The following is a 20,851-nucleotide window of genomic DNA, read 5'->3' on the forward strand; positions in this document are numbered from 1 at the left end:
CCCCCAAGGCCCCCTCCACCGCCTCCCGCAAGGTGGTGATCACCTGCGCCATCACGGGGGCGATCCACACCCCCACCATGTCGCCCCATCTGCCCATCACCCCGGACGAGATCGTCACCGAGGCCCTTGCGGCGGCGGAGGCCGGCGCGGCGATCCTGCACCTGCACGCCCGCAACCCGGAGACCGGCCAGCCGGACCAGACGCCGGAAGGCTTCGCCCGCTTCCTGCCGCGCATCAAGCAGGCGACCAACGCGGTCATCAACATCACGTCCGGCGGCAGCCCCTACATGAAGGTGGAGGAGCGCGTGCTGCCCGCCGCCACCTTTAAGCCGGAGGTGGCCTCCCTCAACATGGGCTCCATGAATTTCGGCCTGTTCCACCTCGCCGACAAGTACAAGGAGTTCAAGCACCCGTGGGAGAAGGCGCATCTGGAGAACACGCGCGACCTCGTCTTCCGCAACACCTTCAAGGATATCGAATACATCCTCTCCACCTGCTACGATAACGGCACGCGCTTCGAGTTCGAGTGCTACGACATCGGGCATCTCTACAACCTCGCCCACTTCCTCGACCGCGGGCTGGTGAAGCCGCCTTTGTTCGTGCAGTCGGTGTTCGGCCTGCTGGGCGGCATCGGCCCCCATCCGGAGGACGTGATGCACATGAAGCGTACCTGCGACCGGCTGTTCGGCGACAAGTATCGCTGGTCCGTGCTGGGGGCGGGGCGCAACCAGCTGCCCATTGCCGCCATGGCCGCCTCCATGGGCGGCAATATCCGCGTGGGGCTGGAGGATTCCCTGTGGGCCGGGCGCGGCAAATTGGCCACCTCCAACGCCGACCAGGTGAAGCTGGCGGTGAAGATCATCGAGGGCCTGGGCCTTCAGGTCGCCTCCCCCGACGAGGCCCGCCAGATCCTGGAGCTGAAGGGCGCCGACAAGACCAACATCTGACCTACCCCGGTGCCGGTTTCCACCGGCACCGGCCCGGCTGGCCCGAGAGCGGCTCTGAAAGTGAGCCGGATGGGGCGCGGAACGCGAGCTTGGCCACTTGATTGAACGCCGATTTCCTGCCTCAATCCGGCACCCGCCCCGCCGCCTGCCCCATCCAATCTCCGCGCGGCCGCGCTGCGCGCCAACATCGGGAACACCTCGATGAACGTCGCCACGGCCCCGATTCCGCTTGCCGTCGTCACCCAGCGCATCTGGCTGGAATGCAAGCGGGCACCGGACAGCTCGGCCTATTTCGTGCCGTTCGTCTATCGCCTGAACCCCGACGTGGACCCCGACCGGCTGGAGCAGGCCCTGCGCGCCACCATCGCCGCGCACCCCGCTTTGCGCTCGGTGATCCGCGAGGTGGATGGCAAGCCCTACCAGGTGGTGCTGGACACCCCGGCGCGGGTGCTGGAGCGCTCCGACAGCTGGGACTGGGCCATCACCCAGCCGTTCGACGTGGCGAACGGGCCGCTGTTCCGCTTCGTGCTGTGCGGCGACATCTTCGTCCTCAACGGCAGCCACATGGTGCTCGACGGCGGCTCCATCATGCTGCTGATGGAGGAGGTCGGCGCCCGCTATCACGGCGAGGCGGTGCTTGAACCCGGCCCCGGCCCGGCGGCGTGGGACGCCCACGAGCGCGCCTATCTGGAAAGCCCCGACCACGAGGCGGACCGCGCCTATTGGGTCGAGGCGCTGGCCCAGTCCGATTTCCACGCCGGCCTGCCGACGCGGCGCGAGAGCTACCAGGGCGAGAAGGACGGCAATCTCTATTTCTCGCTGCGCCTGCCGCAGATGAATGTCAGCCCGTTCATCACCACGCTGGCGCTGATCCAGGCGCTGATCCACCGCTACACCGAGCAGGAAATGGTGGCGGTGCTCTATCCCACGGACCTGCGCGGCAAGCCGTTCGCGCGCTCCATGGGCTCCTTCGTCAACACGCTCATCGCCACCGCCAGCTTCACGCCGGAGCTGACCTTCGCCCAGTTGGTGCAGCAGGTGCAGGAGCAGCGCCGCGCCACCCGCGAACATGACCGCCTGTCGTTCCAGGAGGTCATCGCCGGCCTGCGCAAGGCGCGCCCGTCCGACGGCATCCAGCTGCCCAACGTCTCCGTCTCCTGGGCCAAGCCCCTGTGGCCGTTCGCGCTGGGCACCCCGCTGCCGCTGGAGACGGTGGATTGCCAGAACGACCTCCTGTTCCTCGCCTTCGCCGAGGGCGAGCGGCTGGACGTGCGGCTGCAATACCAGGCCGCCCAGTTTACCCGCCGCTTCGCCGAGGAACTGGCCGCCCACCTCTCCCTGCTCGCCGATGCGGTGAGCGCCCAGCCGGACGCGCCACTGTCGAAGCTGAAGCTCGCCACCGAGGCGGAGGTGCAGCGGATCGAGACCGAGTGGACGCCGCCGCCGGCGCCCCGTCCCGATCTGCAACTGCTCCACGACGCCTTCTCCGACTGGGCCGAGCGCCAGCCGGAGGCCCCCGCGCTGCTGATGCGCGAGCGGGTGGTGACCTATGGCGAGATGGAGCGCCTGACCAACCGCATCGCCCACGGCCTGCGCCGGCGGGGGGTGAAGCCCAACACCCTGGTCGCGGTGATGATGGAGAAGGGCTGGGAGCAGGCGGTGGCCTGCATGGCCATCCTGAAGGCGGGCGCCGGCTACCTGCCCATCAATGCCGCCTGGCCGCCCGAGCGCATGGACGCCGTGAACGCGCAGGGCGAGGTGGATATCGTGCTGAGCCAGCAGCGCGTGCTGGACCGCCTCGGCCGCCCCGGCCTCGCCGTGGATGACGCCGCTTTGTGGGCGGACGAGCCGGACACCCGGCTGCCGTCCGTCAACGATATCGGCGACATCTGCTACGTGCTGTTCACCTCCGGCTCCACCGGCAAGCCCAAGGGCGTGACGCTGACCCATTTCTCCGTCATGAACAGCCTGCGCAACGCCAATGCGGAGCACGGCGTCGGGCCGGGCGACCGCTCGTTGCAGCTGTCCGATTTCAGCTTCGACCTCTCGGTCTATGACATCTTCGGCATGCTCTCCGCCGGTGCCGGCGTGGTGATCCCGGACGAGGACCGGCACCTGGAGCCGCCGCACTGGGTGGAGCTGGTGCGCCGCCATCAGGCCACCATCTGGCTGAGCGTGCCCATGTATGTGGACATGTGGGTGCAGTCGGGCGAGGCGCTGCCCTCCATCCGCGTGTTCATGATGGGCGGCGACAAGATCCCCACCGACCTGCCGGACCGCATGCGCCCGCTCGCCCCCGGCGCGGTGATCTGGAGCATCGGCGGCCCCACCGAGACCTCCATCTTCTCCAACTGGTACCGCATCGGCGCGGTGGACCCGATCTGGACCACCATCCCCTATGGCCGGGCCATGCCCAACCAGAAGATGCTGGTGCTTGATCCCGGTCTCAACCCCTGCCCGCCCTTCATGCCGGGACGGATCTTCATGGGCGGCGTCTGCCTTGCGCGGGGCTACTGGCACGATCCGGAGAAGACTGACGCCGCCTTCATCACCTATCCGGCCACCGGCGAGCGCATCTATTACACCGGCGACCTCGGCCGCTGGCTGCCCGACGGCCAGGTGGAATTCCTCGGCCGCGCCGACTTCCAGGTGAAGGTGAACGGCTTCCGGGTGGAGCTGGGCGAGATCGAGGGCGCCATCGAGGCCCTGCCCGGCGTGAAGGCCGCCATTGTGGATGGGCAGGACCAGCCCAACCGCAAGGGCAAGTTCCTGGTGGCCTATGTGGTCTTGGAGGGCGCGCTGGACGCCGCCGAGATGCGCGCCGCCCTGCAGGACAAGCTGCCCTATTACATGATCCCGCGGGTGTTCGTGCCGCTGGAGCGCATCCCGCTCTCGGCCAACGGCAAGGTGGACCGCAAGGCCCTGCCCCGTCCCGACGTGGCGCAGATGCCGGGCGAACTGCCCTACGTGCCGCCGCGCACCGAGACCGAGGCGGCGCTGGTGGACATCTGGCAGGCGGTGCTGAAGCATGAGCCGGTCGGCATCCACGACAATTTCTACGCGCTGGGCGGCGATTCGCTGCTGGCGGTGCAGCTCGGCATCAAGGCGCGGGAGGTGGGGCTGCCGCTCGATCCCACCGCGCTCCAGCGCACCCCCACCATCGCCGAGCTGGTGCAGGGCCTTGCCCCGGTGCGGGCGGTGGATGCGGGCGAGGCCACCGGCGACGAGCCGCTGTCGCCCATGCAGCGCTATTATTTCAGCTGGGCGAGCGAGCGGCCGCAGCAGTTCAACGTCTCCGCCGTGTTCCGCTGCGCGCTGGAGCCGGAGCGGCTGCGCGAAGCCCTGAAGACGCTGGTGGCGCACCACGACGCCCTGCGCCTGAGGTTCCATGACGGCCGGCAGTATTATGTGGAAACCGGCATCGAGGTGCCGCTGGAGTGCGCCGACATCCCGCTGGCCGAGGTGGCCGCGCGGGCGGCGCAGATGCAGGAGACCATCGACATCGCGCAGGGCCCGATCATGCGCGCCGGCCTGTTCACGACCGAAGAGGGCCAGCGCCTGGTGCTCATCTGCCACCATCTGGTGACCGACGGCCTCTCCTGGGGCGCGGTGGTGACGGACCTGCAGCGGGCCTATCTAGGCCAGCCGCTGGCGCCGGCAGGCGGTACCTACAAGGCGTGGGTGGAAGGCCTCATCCGCTACGCCGCCACCCCCGAGGCGGAGGCGCAATTCCCCTACTGGCTCGAGCAGCAAGGCCCGACCTTCACCCCCGACAGCGACCAGCCCGGCGCCCGGCAGCGGGACATCGTCACCTTCCAGAGCGTGATGCTGGAGGAGACGCCGCACAATCCCTACGAGCGCGTCGCCGCCGCTTTGGTGGAGGCTTCGGGGCAGGATCGCCTGATGTTGCATGTGGTGGGCCACGGGCGCGAGCCGGTGGTGGAGGGGGTCGATCCCACCCGCATCTGCGGCTGGTTCACCACCCATACGCCCATCGTGCTGTCGGGTAGCCTTGCGGACGTGGCCGGCCAGCTGCACGCCATGCCCCGGCACGGCATCGCCCATGGCGCGCTGCGCGCCTATCATCCGCGCGGGGCGGAGCTGGCGGTGCAGGACCAGGTCAAGATCCTGTACAATTTCTTCGGCGAGACCTGGGACGCCAGCTTCCACGGCGCGGTATTCGAGAAGCCGGAAGACGAGCTGCTGTACCTCAAGAACCACGCCTTCGCCGACAACCCGGCCGACTTCTGGCTGTATCTGGTCGCCGTCATCCATGAGGGCAAGCTTCAGGTGCGGTTCCAGTACTCGTCCGTCAACTACAGGGAAGAGACGATCCGCGGCCTCGCCGACCGGATGCGGGAGAGCCTGAAGGCGCACCTCCACGATCCTGTCGCCGCGCCGGTCACCGCGCCGGCATGATCGCGCTTTATCTGCTGATCCTGGTGGATTCCATCAGCGCGACGGTCATCATCCCGCTGCTCGGGCCGCTGCTGATCGATCCTGCGACGCTGGTGTTCCTGCCGGAGGCGTCGCTGCCCCTGCGCAATTTCGTCAGCGGGCTGCTGGTGGCGACCTATGTCTTCCTGATGCTGTACATGGCGCCGGTGCTGGGGCGCCTGTCGGACCAGTGGGGCCGCCGCCCGGTGCTGTTGCTGTGCGGGGCCGGCGTGCTGCTGGGCAATCTTCTGGCCGGCCTCGCCATCGACCTGCACCTGCTGCCGCTGCTGTTCCTCGGCCGGCTCATCGGCGGCGCCACCGCCGCCGCCCAGCCCACGGCCCAGGCGGCGCTGGTGGATACGGGCAGCAACAAGGCGCGGCTGCTGAGTTACAGCATGCTGTTCTCCTCGCTGGGCTTCGTGCTCGGCCCGGTGGTGGCGTCCGGCCTGTCGACCATCTCCTTCTCCGCGCCGCTGCACCTGTGCACGGCGCTGACGCTCGTCGCCCTGGTGCTGCTGTGGACCGGCTACCGGGAAGAGGACAAGCCCGGGCGCAAGGTGGACTGGTCCACCATCTCCCTCTTCGAAGGGGTACGCTGCTTCCGCGAGGCGGCGGGCGACAAAGCGGTGCGCGGCATCCTCGGCGGCTTCCTGCTGATGCAGGTGGCGTGGGGCAGTTTTTTCGTCTTCGTCTCGGTCTATCTGATGGCCGCGCCCGGCCTGCGGCTGAGCCTGCACCAGGTGGGCGCCTTCATGTCCATCATGGGGATCGGGTTCTGCATCTCCAACGCCTTGGTGCAGCCGGCCCTCTCCGAACGCTTCGGCATGCGCAGCCTCGCCGTGGCCGGCCTTGGCTTGAACGCGGCGACCATGGTGGCGTGCCTTTTGCTGGGCTCGGCCTACCAGGCCTACGCGGCGGCGCTGATTGCCGGCATCACGGTCAACATCGCCTATCCCTCCATCGTGACCATGCTGTCGGATCGCGTGCCCCCGGATCGGCAGGGCTGGATCCTGGGCATGGTCGGGTCGGCGGCGGCCATGGGGTGGGGGATTTCGTCGGTGATCTCTGGCGCCCTGGGCGGGCTGGGGCAGGCCCTGCCGGTGATGCTGGCGGCAGGGCTGATGGCGGGAGCCGCGCTGGCGATGACCGTGGCGGGCTCGGGCGGGACCACAGCCGGGACGCCCGACTGACCGCGTCCGGGTGTCTTCTCATGCCAACGGCTCCGGCCTTTGACCGGCACTGAAGCGGGTTTGATCCACACCTCGGGCGTTTCCGAATTGTGGATCTTGACACCGGTTCCGGCGACGGCCGGAGCCGGGCGCCGCGTGCCTTATACCATCGGCCTCGGCCTTTGACCGATGCCAAGAGGGTGACGCTCAAACGCCGCGCGGGCTTGGCCAAGGGCCCATGAGCCAAGCTCAAGGACTAGGGGGTATCAGTGCTTGTTGTTCGAGAGCTTGTCGGACCAGGCCAGGACGAGGCTCGACCCCACGAACACCACATGGATGATGACGAGCCACATCAGCGTGTTCTCGTTCATCCCCTTGTCAAGGTTCATGAAGGCCTTCAGCAGCTGGATCGCGGAAATGGCGACGATGGAGGCCAGCAGCTTTTGCTTGAGGCCGGTGAAATCCACCCGCGTCATCCATTCCGGCCAGTCGGGGTGGCCTTCGGGATCGATCTTGGAGACGAAGTTCTCGTAGCCCGAGAAGATGACGATCAGCACCAGGTTGCCGGTCAGCGTCAGGTCCACCAGGGCGAGGATGCCGAGGATGGTATCGCTCTCGGTGGCGCCGGTGGCGTGCGTCACGAAATGCAGCAGCTCGTTGCCGAACTTGAACAGCAGCACCAGCAGGGAGATGACGAGGCCGAGATAGAACGGCGCCATGATCCAGCGGCTGCGGAAGAGCACCGACTCGATCGCACGTTCCAGCATCGTCCCAACCCCTCCGTCCTTGCCCGCGGGAGACCTCGACCCGAGGCCCGCGTGGTGCCGCGCTGCAGCAAGGCCCAAAGGGGTGCCACGGTCGCGGCCGAAGGGCAAGCGGGCAAAGCTTCGCAGGGGCAGCTTTGCCGGCCGCGGGGACCGCCGATGCCAAGGTGGCCGGGGGTCCCCGCGGCGATGGGTCCTATTCCTTCACCGCTCCGGTCATGGACGACACGTAATAGTCCACGAAGAAGGAGTAGAGGATCACCACCGGCAGCGAGCCCAGCAGCGCGCCGGCCATCAGCGAGCCCCATTCATACACGTCCGAGCGCACCAGCTCGGTGAGCACGCCCACCGGCACGGTCTTGTTCTCCGACGACTGGATGAAGGTGAGCGCGTAGATGAACTCGTTCCACGACAGGGTGAAGGAGAAGATGCCCGCCGAGATCAGCCCCGGCACCGAGAGCGGCAGCAGCACCTTGATGAGGATCTGCCAGCGCGAGGCGCCGTCCACCAGGGCGCATTCCTCCAGCTCGAACGGGATGGAGCGGAAATAGCCCATGAGCAGCCAGGTGGAGAACGGCACCAGGAAGGTGGGGTAGGTGAGGATGAGGGCGAGCTTGGTGTCGTAGATCCCGAGCCCGAAGATCATGATGGCGAGCGGGATGAACAGGATGGAGGGCGGTACCAGATAGGCGAGGAAGATGCCGAGGCCGACCCAGCGCGACCCGTTGAACCGCAGCCGCTCGATGGCATAGGCGGCGAACACCGAGGTCACCAGCGAGATGATGGTGGCCGCCACCGAGATGTAGATGGTGTTCCACAGCCAGCTCGGATAGGAGGTCTCGAACAGCAGATACTTGATGTGCTCAAGCGTCGGCTCCACCACCCAGAGCGGCGAATAATTGTTGTAGTCCGTGAGCTGGTAGTTCGGCTTGATGGCCGTGATCGCCATCCAGTAGAACGGGAACAGCAGCACGAAGACGAACACGAGCAGCGGCAGGATGACTGTGACGAGCCGCCGGGGCAGGCTGTCGAGATAGCTCATGCCCGTGGAATTATCGGTCATCTGTTCGGGAGCGTGGGTCATGGCGTTGTCCTCGACGCGGGCGCGGCGCTTTCCCTCACCCGCATGCGGGTGAGGGTCGGGGAAAGGAAGGGTCGGGAGGGGCCGGTGCCGGCCGGGCGGGGCGTCGCCATCAGTCGGCTCCGCCCTGCTGCCACTTGCGGCGCTGCAGGCCGAAATAGCTGAACAGGATGGCCCCCAGCAGGAACGGGATCATGGCCACCGCGATGGCCGCGCCCTCGCCCAGCGAGCCGCCGGGAATGGCGCGCTGGAAGGAGAGCGTCGCCATCAGGTGGGTAGAGTTCAGCGGCCCGCCGCGGGTCAGCACGTAGATGAGCTGGAAGTCGGTGAAGGTGAACAGCACCGAGAAGGTCATCACCACCGCGATGATGGGCGAGAGCATGGGCAGCGTGATGTAGCGGAAGCGCTGCCAGTTGGTGGCGCCGTCCAGCGTCGCCGCCTCGTGGAGCGAGGGCGAGATGGTCTGCAGGCCGGCCAGCAGCGAGATGGCGACGAAGGGGATGCCGCGCCACACATTGGCGGCGATCACCGAGGCGCGGGCGTTGGCCACGTCGCCGAGGAAGTTGATGGGCGCGGAGATCAGCCCCATCTTGATGAGCGCCCAGGAAATGATCGAATACTGGCTGTCGAAGATCCACCAGAAGGCGATGGCCGAGAGCACGGTGGGCACCACCCACGGCAGCAGCACCACGGCGCGGAAGAAGGCCTTGAACGGCATGTTCTCGTTCAGGAGCAGCGCCAGCCACAGGCCGAGCGCGAACTTCAGGATCGAGGCCGCGACCGTGTAGAGGATGGTGTTGAACACCACCAGCCAGAACAGGCTGTCGCCCATGAGCGACGCGTAGTTCTCCAGGCCGATGAAGACACCGGGGCTACCGATCCGCGTGTCGGTGAAGCCGAGCCAGACGCCGAGCCCCAGCGGATAGGTGAGGAAGAACAGCAGGAACACGGCGGCCGGCAGCATGAAGAGGATGCCGATCACATGCCGGCCCTGGCCGATGCCGGCCCAGAAGGACCGTGAGGGGGACGGCTCGGTCGCAGTGACGTTGGCCATGGAAGGGATCTCCGGAGGGTCTTTGCTTCTGGCCGCTCCCCTTCGCGGGAAGGGGACAGCGGCGCGGCTTTTGGCCAGCCGCCTCAGCGTTTCGGGGAAAGCCCTCTCCCGCTTGCGGGGGAGGGGTGGGAGGGGGCGCACCTCAACGCCCGCTCCCGCCTTGCCGGGTTCGCTCCCAGCGGATGCTCCCAAAGGGATGCTCCCAAAGGGATGCTCCCAAGGGGGGCTCCCAAGGGAACCGAAGCCGGAACCGTCCGGCTTCGGGCGGGAGAGGCAGGCCGCCGAGGAGAAAGGCTCCCCGCCTCAGCGGTAGATGCGCTCGGCGCGCTGCTGGGCGCGCTTGGCGGCGTCTTCCGGGGTGCGCTGGCCGGTGGAGGCTTCCGCCACCATGTCCACCACGATCCAGTCCGCCATGGCCGCCGCCGACTTGGGCCCGAGCGGACCGGCATAGCCGTTGGGCTGGAGGGTATCGGAGGCCCTGGAATAGGCGGCGTGGATGGGCTTGGAGGTCCACACCGGGTTGCTGGCGAACGCCTTCAGCGTCTGGCAGCAATAGGCGCTCGCGCCGGTCAGCCAGGCGTTGTACTGCGGCGCGTCGAACATGAAGGACAGGTAGGCCTGCGCCGCCTTCGGATACTTGGTGTACTTGAAGATGCAGGCCTGCGTGGTCTGGTGCAGTTCCACCGATTTGCCCACCGGCCCGATGGGGAAGTTGGTGGACCGCATGTCCGCCGCCATGTCGGCGAGCTTGGGATCGTTGGCCGCCGCGTAATAGACCGACACGCCGTTCGCCGTCACCGCCAGGTCGCCGGCGATGAAGGCGCGGTTGTTGTTCACGTCGAGCCAGCTCTCGGTGCCGGGAATGAAGGTCTTGTACAGTTCGGCGGCGTAGCGCAGGCCGGCGACGGTCTCCGGCGAGTTGAGCACCACCTTGCCGTTCTCGTCGACCATGCGGCCGCCATGGCTCCACAGGATCCAGTGGCAGTAATTGTTGCCGTCGCCGACCCCGTGGCCCAGCGTGAAGCCCATGGGGTGGTTGATGGCCTTGAGCGCCTTGCCCAGCTCCAGCAGGCCCTTGGTGTCCTTGGGGAACTCGCTGAAGCCGGCCTGCTTCACCCAGCTGTCGCGATAGACCACCGCGTTGCCGATGGTAGCCAGCGGCAGGGCGACGAAGCGCTTGTTGACCTGGGCATAGACCTCGTTGCCCGGATAGTAGCCGCCGTACTTCGCGGCAAGGCCCTGGGCGAGGTCGGTCACGTCGAGCAGCTTGTCGGGATACTGCTGGGCATCGTCGAACCAGACCCAGACCATGTCGGGGCCGGAGCCCACGTTCGCGGCCACGGCGGCCTTGGGACGGATGTCCTCCCAGCTTTCCTTGTCGATGCGCACCTCGATGCCGGTGGCCTCGGTGAACTTCTTGGTATTGGCGATCCAGGCATCCTCCTCGCCCTTCACGAAGGGCGACCAGCGCAGGAGGCGCAGGGAGGCGCCGGGTTCCGGCTCGAACTTGGGCATGGACTGGCCGAGGGCCGGCGTGCCGCCCAGGAAGGGCAGGGCCATGCTGCCGGCTGCGAGACCGGCGCCGCCCATGAGCACGTCGCGTCTGGAAAGGGTCATGTGTCTTCCTCCCGTGAAGATGCGTTTATTCTGGCGTGCGGGCAGTTCTGGTGCGGCCCTGGCATTGTAGATTGGCGTCGCCGGGCCGTCTTTGCTGCCGTCCTGAGTGTGACAGGCTTGAGTGTGTCAGAGGCGCTGGCCGGTGGCCTCGTCAAAAAGATGTGTGAGGCCGGGTTGCGGTGCAATGTGGATCACCTCGCCGGGGGCGAAGGATAGGCGCTCGCGGAACAGGCAGGTGATTTCCTGGCCCTTCTGGCCAGCCTCGCCGAGGCGCGCCACCACGAGGATTTCCGAGCCGGTGGGCTCGGTCACCACCACCGTGGCCGGCACACCCTGGGCATCGAGCCGGATGTGCTCGGGCCGAAGGCCGTAGACCACCGCCTGGCCGTCGGTGAGGCCGGGCGCGGCGGGCAGGGGCATCTCGACGCCGCTGTCCGTCACCAGCCGCGGGTCCAGGCCAAGGCGCACCTTGCCCCTGACGAAGTTCATGGAGGGCGAGCCGATGAAGCCGGCCACGAACTGGTTGGCGGGCTTGTCGTAGAGGTCGAGCGGGGCGCCGATCTGCTCCACGATGCCGTCGTGCATCACCACGATCTTGTCGGCCATGGTCATGGCCTCGATCTGGTCGTGGGTGACGTAGACCGTGGTGGTCTTCAGCCGCTGGTGCAATTCCTTGATCTCGGTGCGCATCTGCACGCGCAGCTGGGCGTCGAGGTTGGAGAGCGGCTCGTCGAACAGGAACACCTGCGGGTCGCGCACGATGGCGCGGCCCATGGCGACGCGCTGGCGCTGGCCGCCGGAGAGCTGGCGGGGGTAGCGGTCGAGCAGCTTCGTGAGGTTGAGGATCTCCGCCGCGCGCTTGACCCGCGAATCGATCTCTTCCTGGGGCGCTTTGCGCAGCTTGAGGGAGAAGCCCATGTTGGCCCCCACCGTCATGTGGGGGTAGAGCGCGTAGTTCTGGAACACCATTGCGATGTCCCGTTCCTTCGGCGGCATTTCGTTGATGACGCGGTTGCCGATGAGGATCTGGCCGCCGGTAATGTTCTCGAGCCCCGCGATCATCCGCAGGAGGGTGGATTTTCCGCAGCCGGAAGGTCCCACGAGCACCACGAATTCGCCGTCGCGAATGCTGACATCCACCCCGTGGATGACAGCCGTCGCGCCATAGGCCTTCTTCACACCGCGAATGTCCACGGTCGCCATGAAGCGTCCTCTCCCTCGTGTTCGCCAGCGCGCCGGGCGGATATCCGTCCGCCTTCAACGTCGCGCGTGATCTTCATTCTGTTTCTTGGGTCCCTTTGGGGAACCTTACGCCCGTTTCGTGACGCGGCGCGATCATGGTGAAAGCCGCAGCCGGGATCAAGAGGGAATTTAAAACGATTGAACTTTCATTGAACGCCCCCGTGCGATGGGGCTAAACAGGGGTTGCACCCGGCCGGCGCCGGGATACCTTGCGACCGTTTCCCTGGCCCTCGGCATGGGTCCTGGGCCAGATCCGCCAGTGGGAACAGAGACCTGCCATGACCGATCAAGCCCGCCCCGCCGTCCTCCTGACCGGCCCCGTGATGGAGGAGGTGGTGGAGCGCCAGCTCGCCGCCCGCTTCGACCTCCTACCCCTGGACGGGCTTTCCGACGCCACCGCCGGCGCGGTGTGCGCCCTTGCCACGCGCGGCAAGGGGCGGGTGGACGAGGCGCTGATGGCGCGCCTGCCCAATCTGCGGATCGTGGGCAATTTCGGCGTCGGCTACGATACGGTGGATGCGGTCGCCGCCGCCCGGCGCGGCGTGATTGTCACCAACACGCCCGATGTACTGAACGAGGAGGTGGCGGATCTCACCCTCGGCCTGCTGCTCGCCACCGTGCGGCAGATCCCCCAGGCCGACCGCTTCGTGCGCGACGGCCGCTGGCTGAAGGGGGCCTATCCGCTCGGGCCGACCTTGCGCGGGCGCACCGTGGGCATCGTCGGCATGGGCCGCATCGGCAAGGCCATCGCCCGGCGGCTGGACGCTTTTGGGGTGCCGGTCGCCTACCACAGCCGGCGCCAGCAGCCGGACGTGGACCGGCCCTATTACGCGAGCCTGCTCGACATGGCTCGCGACGTGAGCGTGCTGGTGGTCATCGTGCCCGGCGGGGCCGCCACCCGTCATCTGGTGGATGCGGCCGTGCTCGCCGCGCTGGGGCCGGACGGCATTCTCATCAACGTTGCCCGCGGCACCGTGGTGGACGAGGCGGCGCTGCTCGACGCGCTGCAATCCCGGGCCCTCCTGGCCGCCGGCCTCGATGTGTTCGAGCAGGAGCCCCATGTTCCGGAGGCCTTCTTCGGCCTCGACAACGTGGTGCTGCTGCCGCACGTGGGCTCGTCGACGCACCATACCCGTGCCGCCATGGGCCAGCTGGTGGTGGACAACATCCTTGCCGTCATGGACGGCAAGGGGCCGCTGACCCCGGTGGCGGAGACCCCCTGGCCGAAGGCGTGAAGCGCGTTTCGGCGGCCCGTCCGGGCCTGGAAGGGCGTGTGGTCTGTCTGGCGGACGCGGGTCACCGGACCGCGATCGCGCTCTCGCGCCGGGGGGTGAACCGGCACCCCGAAAGTGGTAGCGTTTGGGCTCGTGTTCGGCATCGAGGGCAGGATGGCTCGACGGCATATGGGTCTTGCGGCGATGCTGGTGCTGGGCGCGCAGATGGGCGCCACGCAGCCGGGTGCCACCCACGAGCGTGCCACTCAGGTGCGCGTCACTCAGGTGCGCGCCGACGCCGTCGGCGCGGGCATGGGTCCGGTCCTGGCCGGCGCCCAGCTGGCGCAGCGTGGCGATGCGCCGCCGTCCGGCCCCACAGCGCCTGCTGCGGCGCCGCGTCCGCCGGCCCCTCCGCGGCTCGATCCCGCGGTGCGGGACGCCGGTGCGCGGCTCGCCGCACCGTTTCGGCTGGCCAACGCCGACGGCTCTCGGTCCTGTCCCTTCGCGCTGAAGGCGGAGCCTGCCGGACCGGGGCTTGCGGTGGAGTTTGATCGGCAGGCCTGCGCCATCATCGGCTTTTCCGCGCAGGTGGCAGCCTGGCTGCCCGACCCCTCCGGCTCCCTGCGCCTGCTCAACGCCCAGGGCCGCACCGTGGCGGAGTTCACGGAAGCCACCAACGGCAGCTACGAAGCGCTCAGGGAAGGCGACGGGGTCTATTTCCTCGCCAATCCGGCGGCCGCCGACGAGGACACCGGGATCAAGGTGGAAGAGGTCGTGGGCGAATGGGACCTCGCCCGGCAGGCGGGCACGCCGGTGTGCCGCTGGACCCTGCTGGACCAGCCCGCAACCAAGGGTAATGGCAAGGCGCTCGCCATCGCGTCGGGGTGCGATGCGGCGCTGCTGCGCTTCGGCCCCGTGGCGTGGGACATCGAGGGCGGCAATATCCTGGTGCGGGGCGACACCGACACCGCCGTGATCCGCTTCGCGCGGCAGGAAGACGGGGGCTGGGCACGGACCCCGGAGCGTGGCCGGCCGCTGCTCATGAGCCGGCCCTGATATCACCGGCCCATGAGCGGGTCTCATGGGCCATGGGCCAAGCCCGCGCGGCGCCCGGTCCTGGCAGCAGCTGGAACCCGTCTTAAGATCCGCTTTCCGGATACCCCCCGTCCGCAGCGACTCGCTGTGGCGCCGACGCGTCACCGGCCAGGGCATGGCGTATTAAGATACCTTTTCAGGGGCCTTCAAAGTCCTCCAGCGTCATATGTTTTTCGTGTCAGGAACCGGTGCCATAGCCGTTTCACCGGAGTGCGTTGCATCTTCGCAACACAGAAATCCAGCATTCATGCGGGTTTGCCCAATTGGGTAGCAACTGCTGCCTGAATTTTCCCATTGGACATGAGGCAGCAACCTGATTTTTATCAATCTAAATCGCTGCGGGGTACCGTTATGAAGAAGTTTGCAGTCGTTGCCGCCTCTCTGCTCCTGGCCGGAGCCGCTAACGCGGCCGACCTCAGCTCGCCGATGCCGGCGAAGGCTGTTCCGGCTCCCGTGGCTCCGCTCTGGGATATCGCCTTCGGCGTGACCGGTACGTCGGACTACCTCTTCCGCGGTATCAGCCAGACCAACAATAACCCCGCCATCCAGGGCTTCGTCGAGCTGCAGCTGTTCGACTGGGTGTACTTCAACGTGTGGGCGTCCAACCAGAACTGGGTGAACACCACCATTGACGGCCTGGGCTACAGCAACGGCAACAGCTCGCTGGAAGTCGATTTCGCGGGCGGCCTGCGCCACACCTGGGGCAACTTCGGCCTCGACGTCGGCGCGGTCTACTACACCTATCCCGGCAGCAGCTCCAGCCTTGACCCGTTCACCGGCCTGAACACCGGACCCGGCTCCAGCGACTTCAACTACTGGGAAATCTATGCCAAGCCGACCTACACGGTCGCGCCCTGGCTGACCCTCGGCCTGAACCTCTACTGGACCAGCGACTTCGCTTCCACCGGCACGGACGGCACCGCCCTTTCGGGGACCGTGAAGGTTCCGCTCCCCTCCTTCGGCCCCGGCGAAGCCTTCGGCTGGTATGCCTCTGGCGAGTTCGGCCATCAGTGGCTGTCCACCAGCGCCTACAATTATGAGGTCAGCTACCTCTTCACGGACCTGACCTACATCCAGACCATCCCGGGCTATAACTGGTGGAACGTGGGCGTCGCCTTCACCTACAAGGCCGCCACCCTCGACCTGCGCTATTCCGGCACCGACCTGAGCGATGACGATTGCGGCTTCATGATCAGCAACGTCAACGCCTGCGGCAACAAGTTCCTTGCGACCCTGTCGTTCGCGACCTCGCTGAACGCCCTGAAGTGATCTGAACCCGCGTCCCTGACGCCTGAAGGCGCCGCGCCAACCGCGCGGCGCCTTTTTCTTTGTCTCTCGCCTTCTTTGTCCTCTCACCGTGGTAGGGCCGACCCGTTGAGGGCATGGACGCCCACATGGCCCGGACACTTCGTATTCCAACGGCCTCGGTCGCCAACCGGCAGCGCCCGGCGGACCTTGGTCGGCGCCAGGCCGGCTTGACCAACGGCCCATGCTCCGAGCGCTCCGGGACCCCCGGGCCTATTTCCGCCCGCCTATTTCCGCCCCTTGCCGGCGGGGGCCGCCGCGGCCTCGGTGAGGGCAGCGGCCAGCGCGGTCGCGTTGCCGGCGATACGGAACGTCTTCACCCGGGCCGTGGCGCCGGAGGTGAGCCTGACCTGGGATGCGGCCACGCCTGCCGCCTGGGCCAGCACGCGGGTGACGGCCGCCGTCGCCGCGCCGTCCTCCGGCGCGGCCTTGACCCGGATCTTCAGGACAGCGCGGCCATCGGACAGTTCCGCGACGCCGTCGAGGGCATCGCGGCCGCCCCGCGGGGTGGCGCGCACGCTCACCTCCAGGCCGTCGGGCAGGAGCTTCAGGAACGACAACAGGCCCCGCCCGCCCGTCAGAACGCGATGGGGTAGATGTAGTAGGCGATGACCCGCTCGATGAAGAAGATGATCAGGATCAGCACCATGGGCGACAGGTCGAGGCCGCCGAGGTTGGGCAGGACGGAGCGGATGGGCGCGAGCACCGGCTCGGTGATCCGGTACAGGAACTCGCCCAAGCCGCGGACGAACGAATTGTGGGCGTTCACCACGTTGAACGCCACGAGCCAGGACAGCACCGCCGAGGCGATGAGCAGCCAGACATAGAGCTGAAGAACGAGAAGGATGACGTCGAGCAGCGCGCGCATCGCAGGAAGGGTCCCCGGGGAGTTGCGCGTCAGCAATAGCCCCCCGAGGCGGTTCCGAACAAGGCCGCAGGCCGTCGCGGCGGCCCGGATGGAGGTTTCCCGCCGGACCTGCGTCAGCCCGTCGCGTCCCCGTCCCGCGAGCGGCCCGGCTCCGAGAGGGCGCCGGTGCCGGGGGTGCGCTCGGGATCCATCAGGTGAGGCCGGGCGTGGGGACCGGCGGCGGGAAAGTCGTAGTCCGGCGGTGGCGCCGCAGGGGCCGGACCGCGGGAAACCGGCGCGCGGCCCGGCTTTGCGGCCTTGGGCGCGCTCTGCCTTGGAAGGGTGTGTTTGTGGGCGGCCATGGCTGCCTCCATGATGTGACCATGATTGGAGACCAACGCTCTTGCCGCCCCTTCCGTTGCAGTGCCGAATGCGAAAGCGGCGGCATGGCCTTCACGTTTAGGAGGGGTCACGCTTTAAAGGGGTTTTGGCCGGTGCCGGGGCTGACCGCCGCGACCCCGGAGCCTCTGCTCCAGCGGTGACGACCCATGACGTGCCCGGCTTGCGTGCCACCCTTGAATTGCCGCCCTTGAATTGCGGCCCTTGACGTGCCGGCCTTGACTTGCCGACCCGGCGCGGGCAGCTTCCGGCCCCGTGGGCGGCACCGGCAAGGGGCCTCCTCCAACCTTTACGGACCCTCATGCGCAGCTATCTGGACTTCGAGAAGCCGGTCGCCGAACTCGAGGCCAAGGTGGAAGAGCTGCGCGCGCTCGCTTCCGCCGGCGATGGCGTCGTCATCACCGACGAGGTGCAGCGGCTCGAGACCAAGGCCCGCGAGGCGCTCCTGGCCCTCTACGCAAATCTCACCCCCTGGCAGAAGACGCTGGTCGCGCGGCATCCGCAGCGGCCCCATTTCGCCGATTTCGCCAAGGGCCTGTTCGAGGATTTCACGCCGCTCGCCGGCGACCGCAAGTTCGGTGAGGACGAGGCCATCATCGGCGGCTTCGCCCGCTTCCGCGGCGAGGCGGTGTGCGTGCTGGGCCACGAGAAGGGCTCCACCACGGAAACCCGTATCCGGCACAATTTCGGCATGGCGCGCCCCGAGGGCTACCGCAAGGCGGCGCGCATCATGGAGCTGGCCGACCGCTTCGCCATCCCGCTGATCTCGCTGGTGGATACCGCCGGTGCCTACCCCGGCATCGGCGCCGAGGAGCGCGGCCAGGCCGAGGCCATCGCCCGCTCCACCGATGCCTGTCTCGCGCTGGGCGCGCCCAATGTGGCTCTGATCATCGGCGAGGGCGGTTCGGGCGGGGCCATCGCCATCGCCACCGCCAACAGGGTGCTGATGATGGAGCACGCCATCTACAGCGTGATCTCGCCGGAAGGCGCGGCCTCCATCCTGTGGCGCGACACCGCGAAGGCGCAGGACGCCGCCACCAACATGAAGATCACGGCGCAGGACCTGCTGAAGTTCGGCATCATCGATGCCATCGTGAAGGAGCCGCCCGGCGGTGCCCATCGCGATCCGGAGGCCACCATCGCCGCCGCCGGGGATGCCCTCGCCGAGGCGCTGTCGCAGCTCGCCGGCCTTGACGGCTCCGAAGTGCGCAAGGCGCGGCGTGACAAATTTCTCGCAATCGGCCGGTCGCTTTAACCATGAACGCACGGCAGGCGGCCAATGCCGGCCCGGCATCTCATCTTGGCCGTATTTGCCTTATTTTCTGCAGGCCTGTCCAGGCGGCGGCAACGCTGCGCGGGGCTCGTGAGGATGCTAACGCATCATCAAGGGGAAGGGGCTAACCCTGTCGGTCCATGTGGCCGGTACGGACCCAGGAGTTGCGCGGTGAACCGTTTCGCGTCGAACCGTCCGTGGGCGACGTTCTCGTCCCGCATCCGCATGGTGGCCCTGGCCGCCACCGCAGCGCTCGCGCTCGCCGCCTGCAACCAGACCGACGAAGTGGCGCGCAAGGCCAACAAGCCGCTCACGCCGGAAATGGTGTCCCTGATCGCGAAGAAGGACATGTCGCCGGCGAGCCCGATGCTCGTGCGCATCTTCAAGCAGGAAGCCGAACTCGAAGTGTGGAAGGCCACCTCCGACGGCTCCTATGCGCTGCTGAAGACCTACCCCATCTGCCGCTGGTCGGGCGAACTCGGCCCCAAGGTGCGCATGGGCGACCGGCAGGCGCCGGAGGGCTTCTACACCATCACGCCCGGGCAGATGAACCCGAATTCCAACTACTACCTGTCGTTCAATCTCGGCTTCCCCAACGCCTTTGACCGCTCCTACGGGCGGACGGGCGAGTTCCTGATGGTGCACGGCGACTGCTCGTCGGCTGGCTGCTACGCCATGACGGACGAGCAGATTTCCGAGATCTTCTCGCTGGCGCGGGAGAGCTTTGCCGGCGGCCAGCGCGCCTTCCAGGTGCAGGCCTATCCCTTCCGCATGACGCCGAAGAACCTCGCCCGCCACCGCAACAATCCGAACATGGCCTTCTGGCGCAACCTGAAGCAGGGCTACGACCACTTCGAGGTGACGAAGCAGGAGCCGAAGGTGAACGTGTGCGGGCGCGCCTATGTGTTCGACGCCGAGGCCGTGCCCGGCCGCAGCTTCGATGCCAACGCGTCCTGCCCGCCCTACCAGGTGCCGCCGCAGGTCGCGTCTGCCGTGGCCGAGAAGCAGCACAGCGACGAGGCCCAGGTGGCGGCGCTCACGCCGTCCGCGCCGCTGGCGCCGGTGCGCACCAATGCGGACGGCGGCATGCACCCGGTGTTTCTCGCCAAGCTCAAGGAGCGCGAGAGCGGCCAGATGTCGTTCGCCGAGGCGCCCGGTACGCTGCCCGAACACGTCAACCCGCCCAAGATGACGCCTGAAAAGGTGGCCCTGGACAGCGAGGCGGCGGTGGCCCCGGTGGCGACGGCCAGCGGTGCGGCTGCGGCGCCGGCCGCCCCGACCCAGACCGCAGCAGGTGCTCCCGTGCCGCCGGTCCGGCCTGCCACCGCACCCGCCGCCCAGCCGTCCGGGTCCGCGGTACCGCCCCGTTCGGACAAGTCAGCCGCGGTGGGACGCAAGCCGGCAACGCTTGCCTCCGCAGCCGGCATGATGCCGTCCGGCACGCTTGCCGGCGCAGCGTCCAGTCTGCCTACGAACAGTTTCTCCCCATAGGACTGCCGGCGCGCCCGCGTCGGTTTGCGACGGAGGCCGCCTTGACCAATCCATACATTTGCCAGTTGCGCGCCCTGCTGGCGCCCGAGCGGCTGACCGCCGTGGTGGATGTGGGGGCGAACCCCATCGACGGCGAGCCGCCCTACAAGGCCATGCTTGAGCTGGGGCTATGCCGCGTGGTCGGCTTCGAGCCGCAGCCGGACGCCCTTGCCCGGCTCAACGCGGCGAAGGGCGCGCTCGAGACCTACCTGCCCTATGCCATCGGCGCCGGTGGATGGCAGGTGCTCCATGTCTGCCAGTCCCAGGGGATGACCAGCCTCTACGAGCCGGACCCGCTCGCTCTCGCCGCTTTTCCCGGTTTGGCCGAATGGGGCCTGGTGACCAGCCGGGTGGCATTGGAGACGCGTCCCCTGGCCGCAGTGGACGAGATTGCCGACCTTGATTTCCTGAAAATGGATCTCCAGGGCGGTGAACTCGCCGTGATCGAGACCGCCGGGGCGCTGCTCGACCAGGCGGTGTGCGTGCAGGCGGAGGTCTCCTTGATCCCCCTCTACAAGGGCCAGCCCGCCTTCGGCGCGGTCGACCTCGCCCTGAGGGCGCGGGGCTTCGTCCCGCACATGCTGGCGGCAATGAGCCGGCGCATGATCCTGCCGCTGCAACGGCCGGACCGGTTCGCGGCCATCAACCAGATCGTCGAGGCTGATGCAGTCTATGTGCGCAATTTCATGGCGCCCGACGCCATGAGCGCCGAGCAGCTGAAGCAACTTGCCCTCGTCGCCCACCACGTCTACCGCTCATACGACCTGGCGCTCAATTGCGTGGACCATCTGGCCGCCCGCGGCGTGGTCCCGGCCGATGCGACCACGCGCTATCTTGCGATGATCCCGGCGGGCTGAGGGCGGCGCACCGCTGCGCC

17 protein-coding genes are annotated in these 20,851 nt (G+C 67.7%); 9 read left to right on the forward strand and 8 right to left on the reverse strand.

The genetic code is table 11. The features are described 5' to 3' along the window. Positions 1-32: 32 nt before the first annotated feature. The 3 genes from K9U41_RS01280 to K9U41_RS01290 all read left to right on the forward strand — a co-directional run bounded on the left by K9U41_RS01280 (position 33) and on the right by K9U41_RS01290 (position 6,574). Positions 33-947 carry a 3-keto-5-aminohexanoate cleavage protein gene (locus tag K9U41_RS01280; protein WP_282639096.1) on the forward strand — a complete coding sequence of 305 codons (915 nt, stop codon included), beginning with the start codon at positions 33-35 and terminating at the stop codon, positions 945-947. Between the two features lie 201 nt (positions 948-1,148). Continuing rightward, positions 1,149-5,366 carry an amino acid adenylation domain-containing protein gene (locus K9U41_RS01285; protein ID WP_282639041.1) on the forward strand — a complete coding sequence of 1,406 codons (4,218 nt, stop codon included), beginning with the start codon at positions 1,149-1,151 and terminating at the stop codon, positions 5,364-5,366. Next, positions 5,363-6,574 carry an MFS transporter gene (locus tag K9U41_RS01290; protein WP_282639042.1) on the forward strand — a complete coding sequence of 404 codons (1,212 nt, stop codon included), beginning with the start codon at positions 5,363-5,365 and terminating at the stop codon, positions 6,572-6,574. The genes K9U41_RS01285 and K9U41_RS01290 overlap by 4 nt, the downstream gene beginning before the upstream one ends. Before the next feature lie 245 nt (positions 6,575-6,819). Here K9U41_RS01290 and K9U41_RS01295 read toward each other — a convergent pair whose 3' ends face one another. The 5 genes from K9U41_RS01295 to K9U41_RS01315 all read right to left on the reverse strand — a co-directional run bounded on the left by K9U41_RS01295 (position 6,820) and on the right by K9U41_RS01315 (position 12,272). Beyond that, positions 6,820-7,320 carry a TIGR00645 family protein gene (locus K9U41_RS01295; protein ID WP_282639044.1) on the reverse strand — a complete coding sequence of 167 codons (501 nt, stop codon included), beginning with the start codon at positions 7,318-7,320 and terminating at the stop codon, positions 6,820-6,822. Between the two features lie 193 nt (positions 7,321-7,513). Beyond that, entirely contained in the window at positions 7,514-8,401 is an 888-nt protein-coding gene (locus tag K9U41_RS01300) for a carbohydrate ABC transporter permease (RefSeq protein WP_282639045.1), read from the reverse strand. A gap of 109 nt (positions 8,402-8,510) precedes the next feature. Beyond that, the gene (locus tag K9U41_RS01305) at positions 8,511-9,362 is read right to left on the reverse strand and encodes a carbohydrate ABC transporter permease (protein WP_432715714.1); all 852 of its coding nucleotides are present in this window, start codon (positions 9,360-9,362) and stop codon (positions 8,511-8,513) included. A 393-nt stretch (positions 9,363-9,755) separates the two neighbouring features. Continuing rightward, complete coding sequence (locus tag K9U41_RS01310; protein ID WP_282639047.1) at positions 9,756-11,069, reverse strand: ABC transporter substrate-binding protein; 1,314 nt, start codon at positions 11,067-11,069, stop codon at positions 9,756-9,758. A 126-nt stretch (positions 11,070-11,195) separates the two neighbouring features. Next, positions 11,196-12,272, reverse strand: coding sequence for an ABC transporter ATP-binding protein (locus K9U41_RS01315; RefSeq protein ID WP_282639048.1), 1,077 nt, complete (start codon positions 12,270-12,272; stop codon positions 11,196-11,198). A gap of 317 nt (positions 12,273-12,589) precedes the next feature. Here K9U41_RS01315 and K9U41_RS01320 point away from each other — a divergent pair, with 317 nt between their 5' ends. The 3 genes from K9U41_RS01320 (at position 12,590) to K9U41_RS01330 (ending at position 15,889) form a co-directional block, all read left to right on the forward strand. Then, entirely contained in the window at positions 12,590-13,546 is a 957-nt protein-coding gene (locus K9U41_RS01320; protein ID WP_282639049.1) for a 2-hydroxyacid dehydrogenase, read from the forward strand. Positions 13,547-13,699: 153 nt separating this feature from the next. Beyond that, the gene (locus tag K9U41_RS01325) at positions 13,700-14,581 is read left to right on the forward strand and encodes a protease inhibitor Inh/omp19 family protein (protein ID WP_282639050.1); all 882 of its coding nucleotides are present in this window, start codon (positions 13,700-13,702) and stop codon (positions 14,579-14,581) included. Positions 14,582-14,971: 390 nt separating this feature from the next. Then, entirely contained in the window at positions 14,972-15,889 is a 918-nt protein-coding gene (locus K9U41_RS01330) for a TorF family putative porin (RefSeq protein WP_282639051.1), read from the forward strand. A 263-nt stretch (positions 15,890-16,152) separates the two neighbouring features. On the opposite strand, the gene K9U41_RS01335 is transcribed toward K9U41_RS01330, so the two are convergent. The 3 genes from K9U41_RS01335 to K9U41_RS01345 form a co-directional block, all read right to left on the reverse strand. Beyond that, positions 16,153-16,485 carry a DUF167 family protein gene (locus K9U41_RS01335; protein WP_282639053.1) on the reverse strand — a complete coding sequence of 111 codons (333 nt, stop codon included), beginning with the start codon at positions 16,483-16,485 and terminating at the stop codon, positions 16,153-16,155. Positions 16,486-16,502: 17 nt separating this feature from the next. Continuing rightward, positions 16,503-16,793, reverse strand: coding sequence for a YggT family protein (locus K9U41_RS01340; protein ID WP_282639054.1), 291 nt, complete (start codon positions 16,791-16,793; stop codon positions 16,503-16,505). 113 nt (positions 16,794-16,906) lie between these two features. After that, the gene (locus K9U41_RS01345) at positions 16,907-17,134 is read right to left on the reverse strand and encodes a hypothetical protein (protein ID WP_282639055.1); all 228 of its coding nucleotides are present in this window, start codon (positions 17,132-17,134) and stop codon (positions 16,907-16,909) included. A gap of 338 nt (positions 17,135-17,472) precedes the next feature. Between K9U41_RS01345 and K9U41_RS01350 the strand changes: the two genes are divergently transcribed. From K9U41_RS01350 to K9U41_RS01360, 3 genes are all read left to right on the forward strand, one after another. After that, positions 17,473-18,426, forward strand: coding sequence for an acetyl-CoA carboxylase carboxyltransferase subunit alpha (locus K9U41_RS01350; RefSeq protein ID WP_282639056.1), 954 nt, complete (start codon positions 17,473-17,475; stop codon positions 18,424-18,426). Positions 18,427-18,669: 243 nt separating this feature from the next. Then, complete coding sequence (locus tag K9U41_RS01355) at positions 18,670-19,935, forward strand: L,D-transpeptidase family protein (RefSeq protein WP_432715715.1); 1,266 nt, start codon at positions 18,670-18,672, stop codon at positions 19,933-19,935. A 41-nt stretch (positions 19,936-19,976) separates the two neighbouring features. After that, positions 19,977-20,831, forward strand: coding sequence for an FkbM family methyltransferase (locus tag K9U41_RS01360; RefSeq protein WP_282639058.1), 855 nt, complete (start codon positions 19,977-19,979; stop codon positions 20,829-20,831). The last annotated feature ends 20 nt before the right edge of the window (positions 20,832-20,851 follow it).

Origin of the sequence: Xanthobacter autotrophicus, from assembly GCF_029991245.1 — a bacterium.
GTDB classification, from domain to species: Bacteria; Pseudomonadota; Alphaproteobacteria; order Rhizobiales; family Xanthobacteraceae; genus Xanthobacter; species Xanthobacter autotrophicus_C.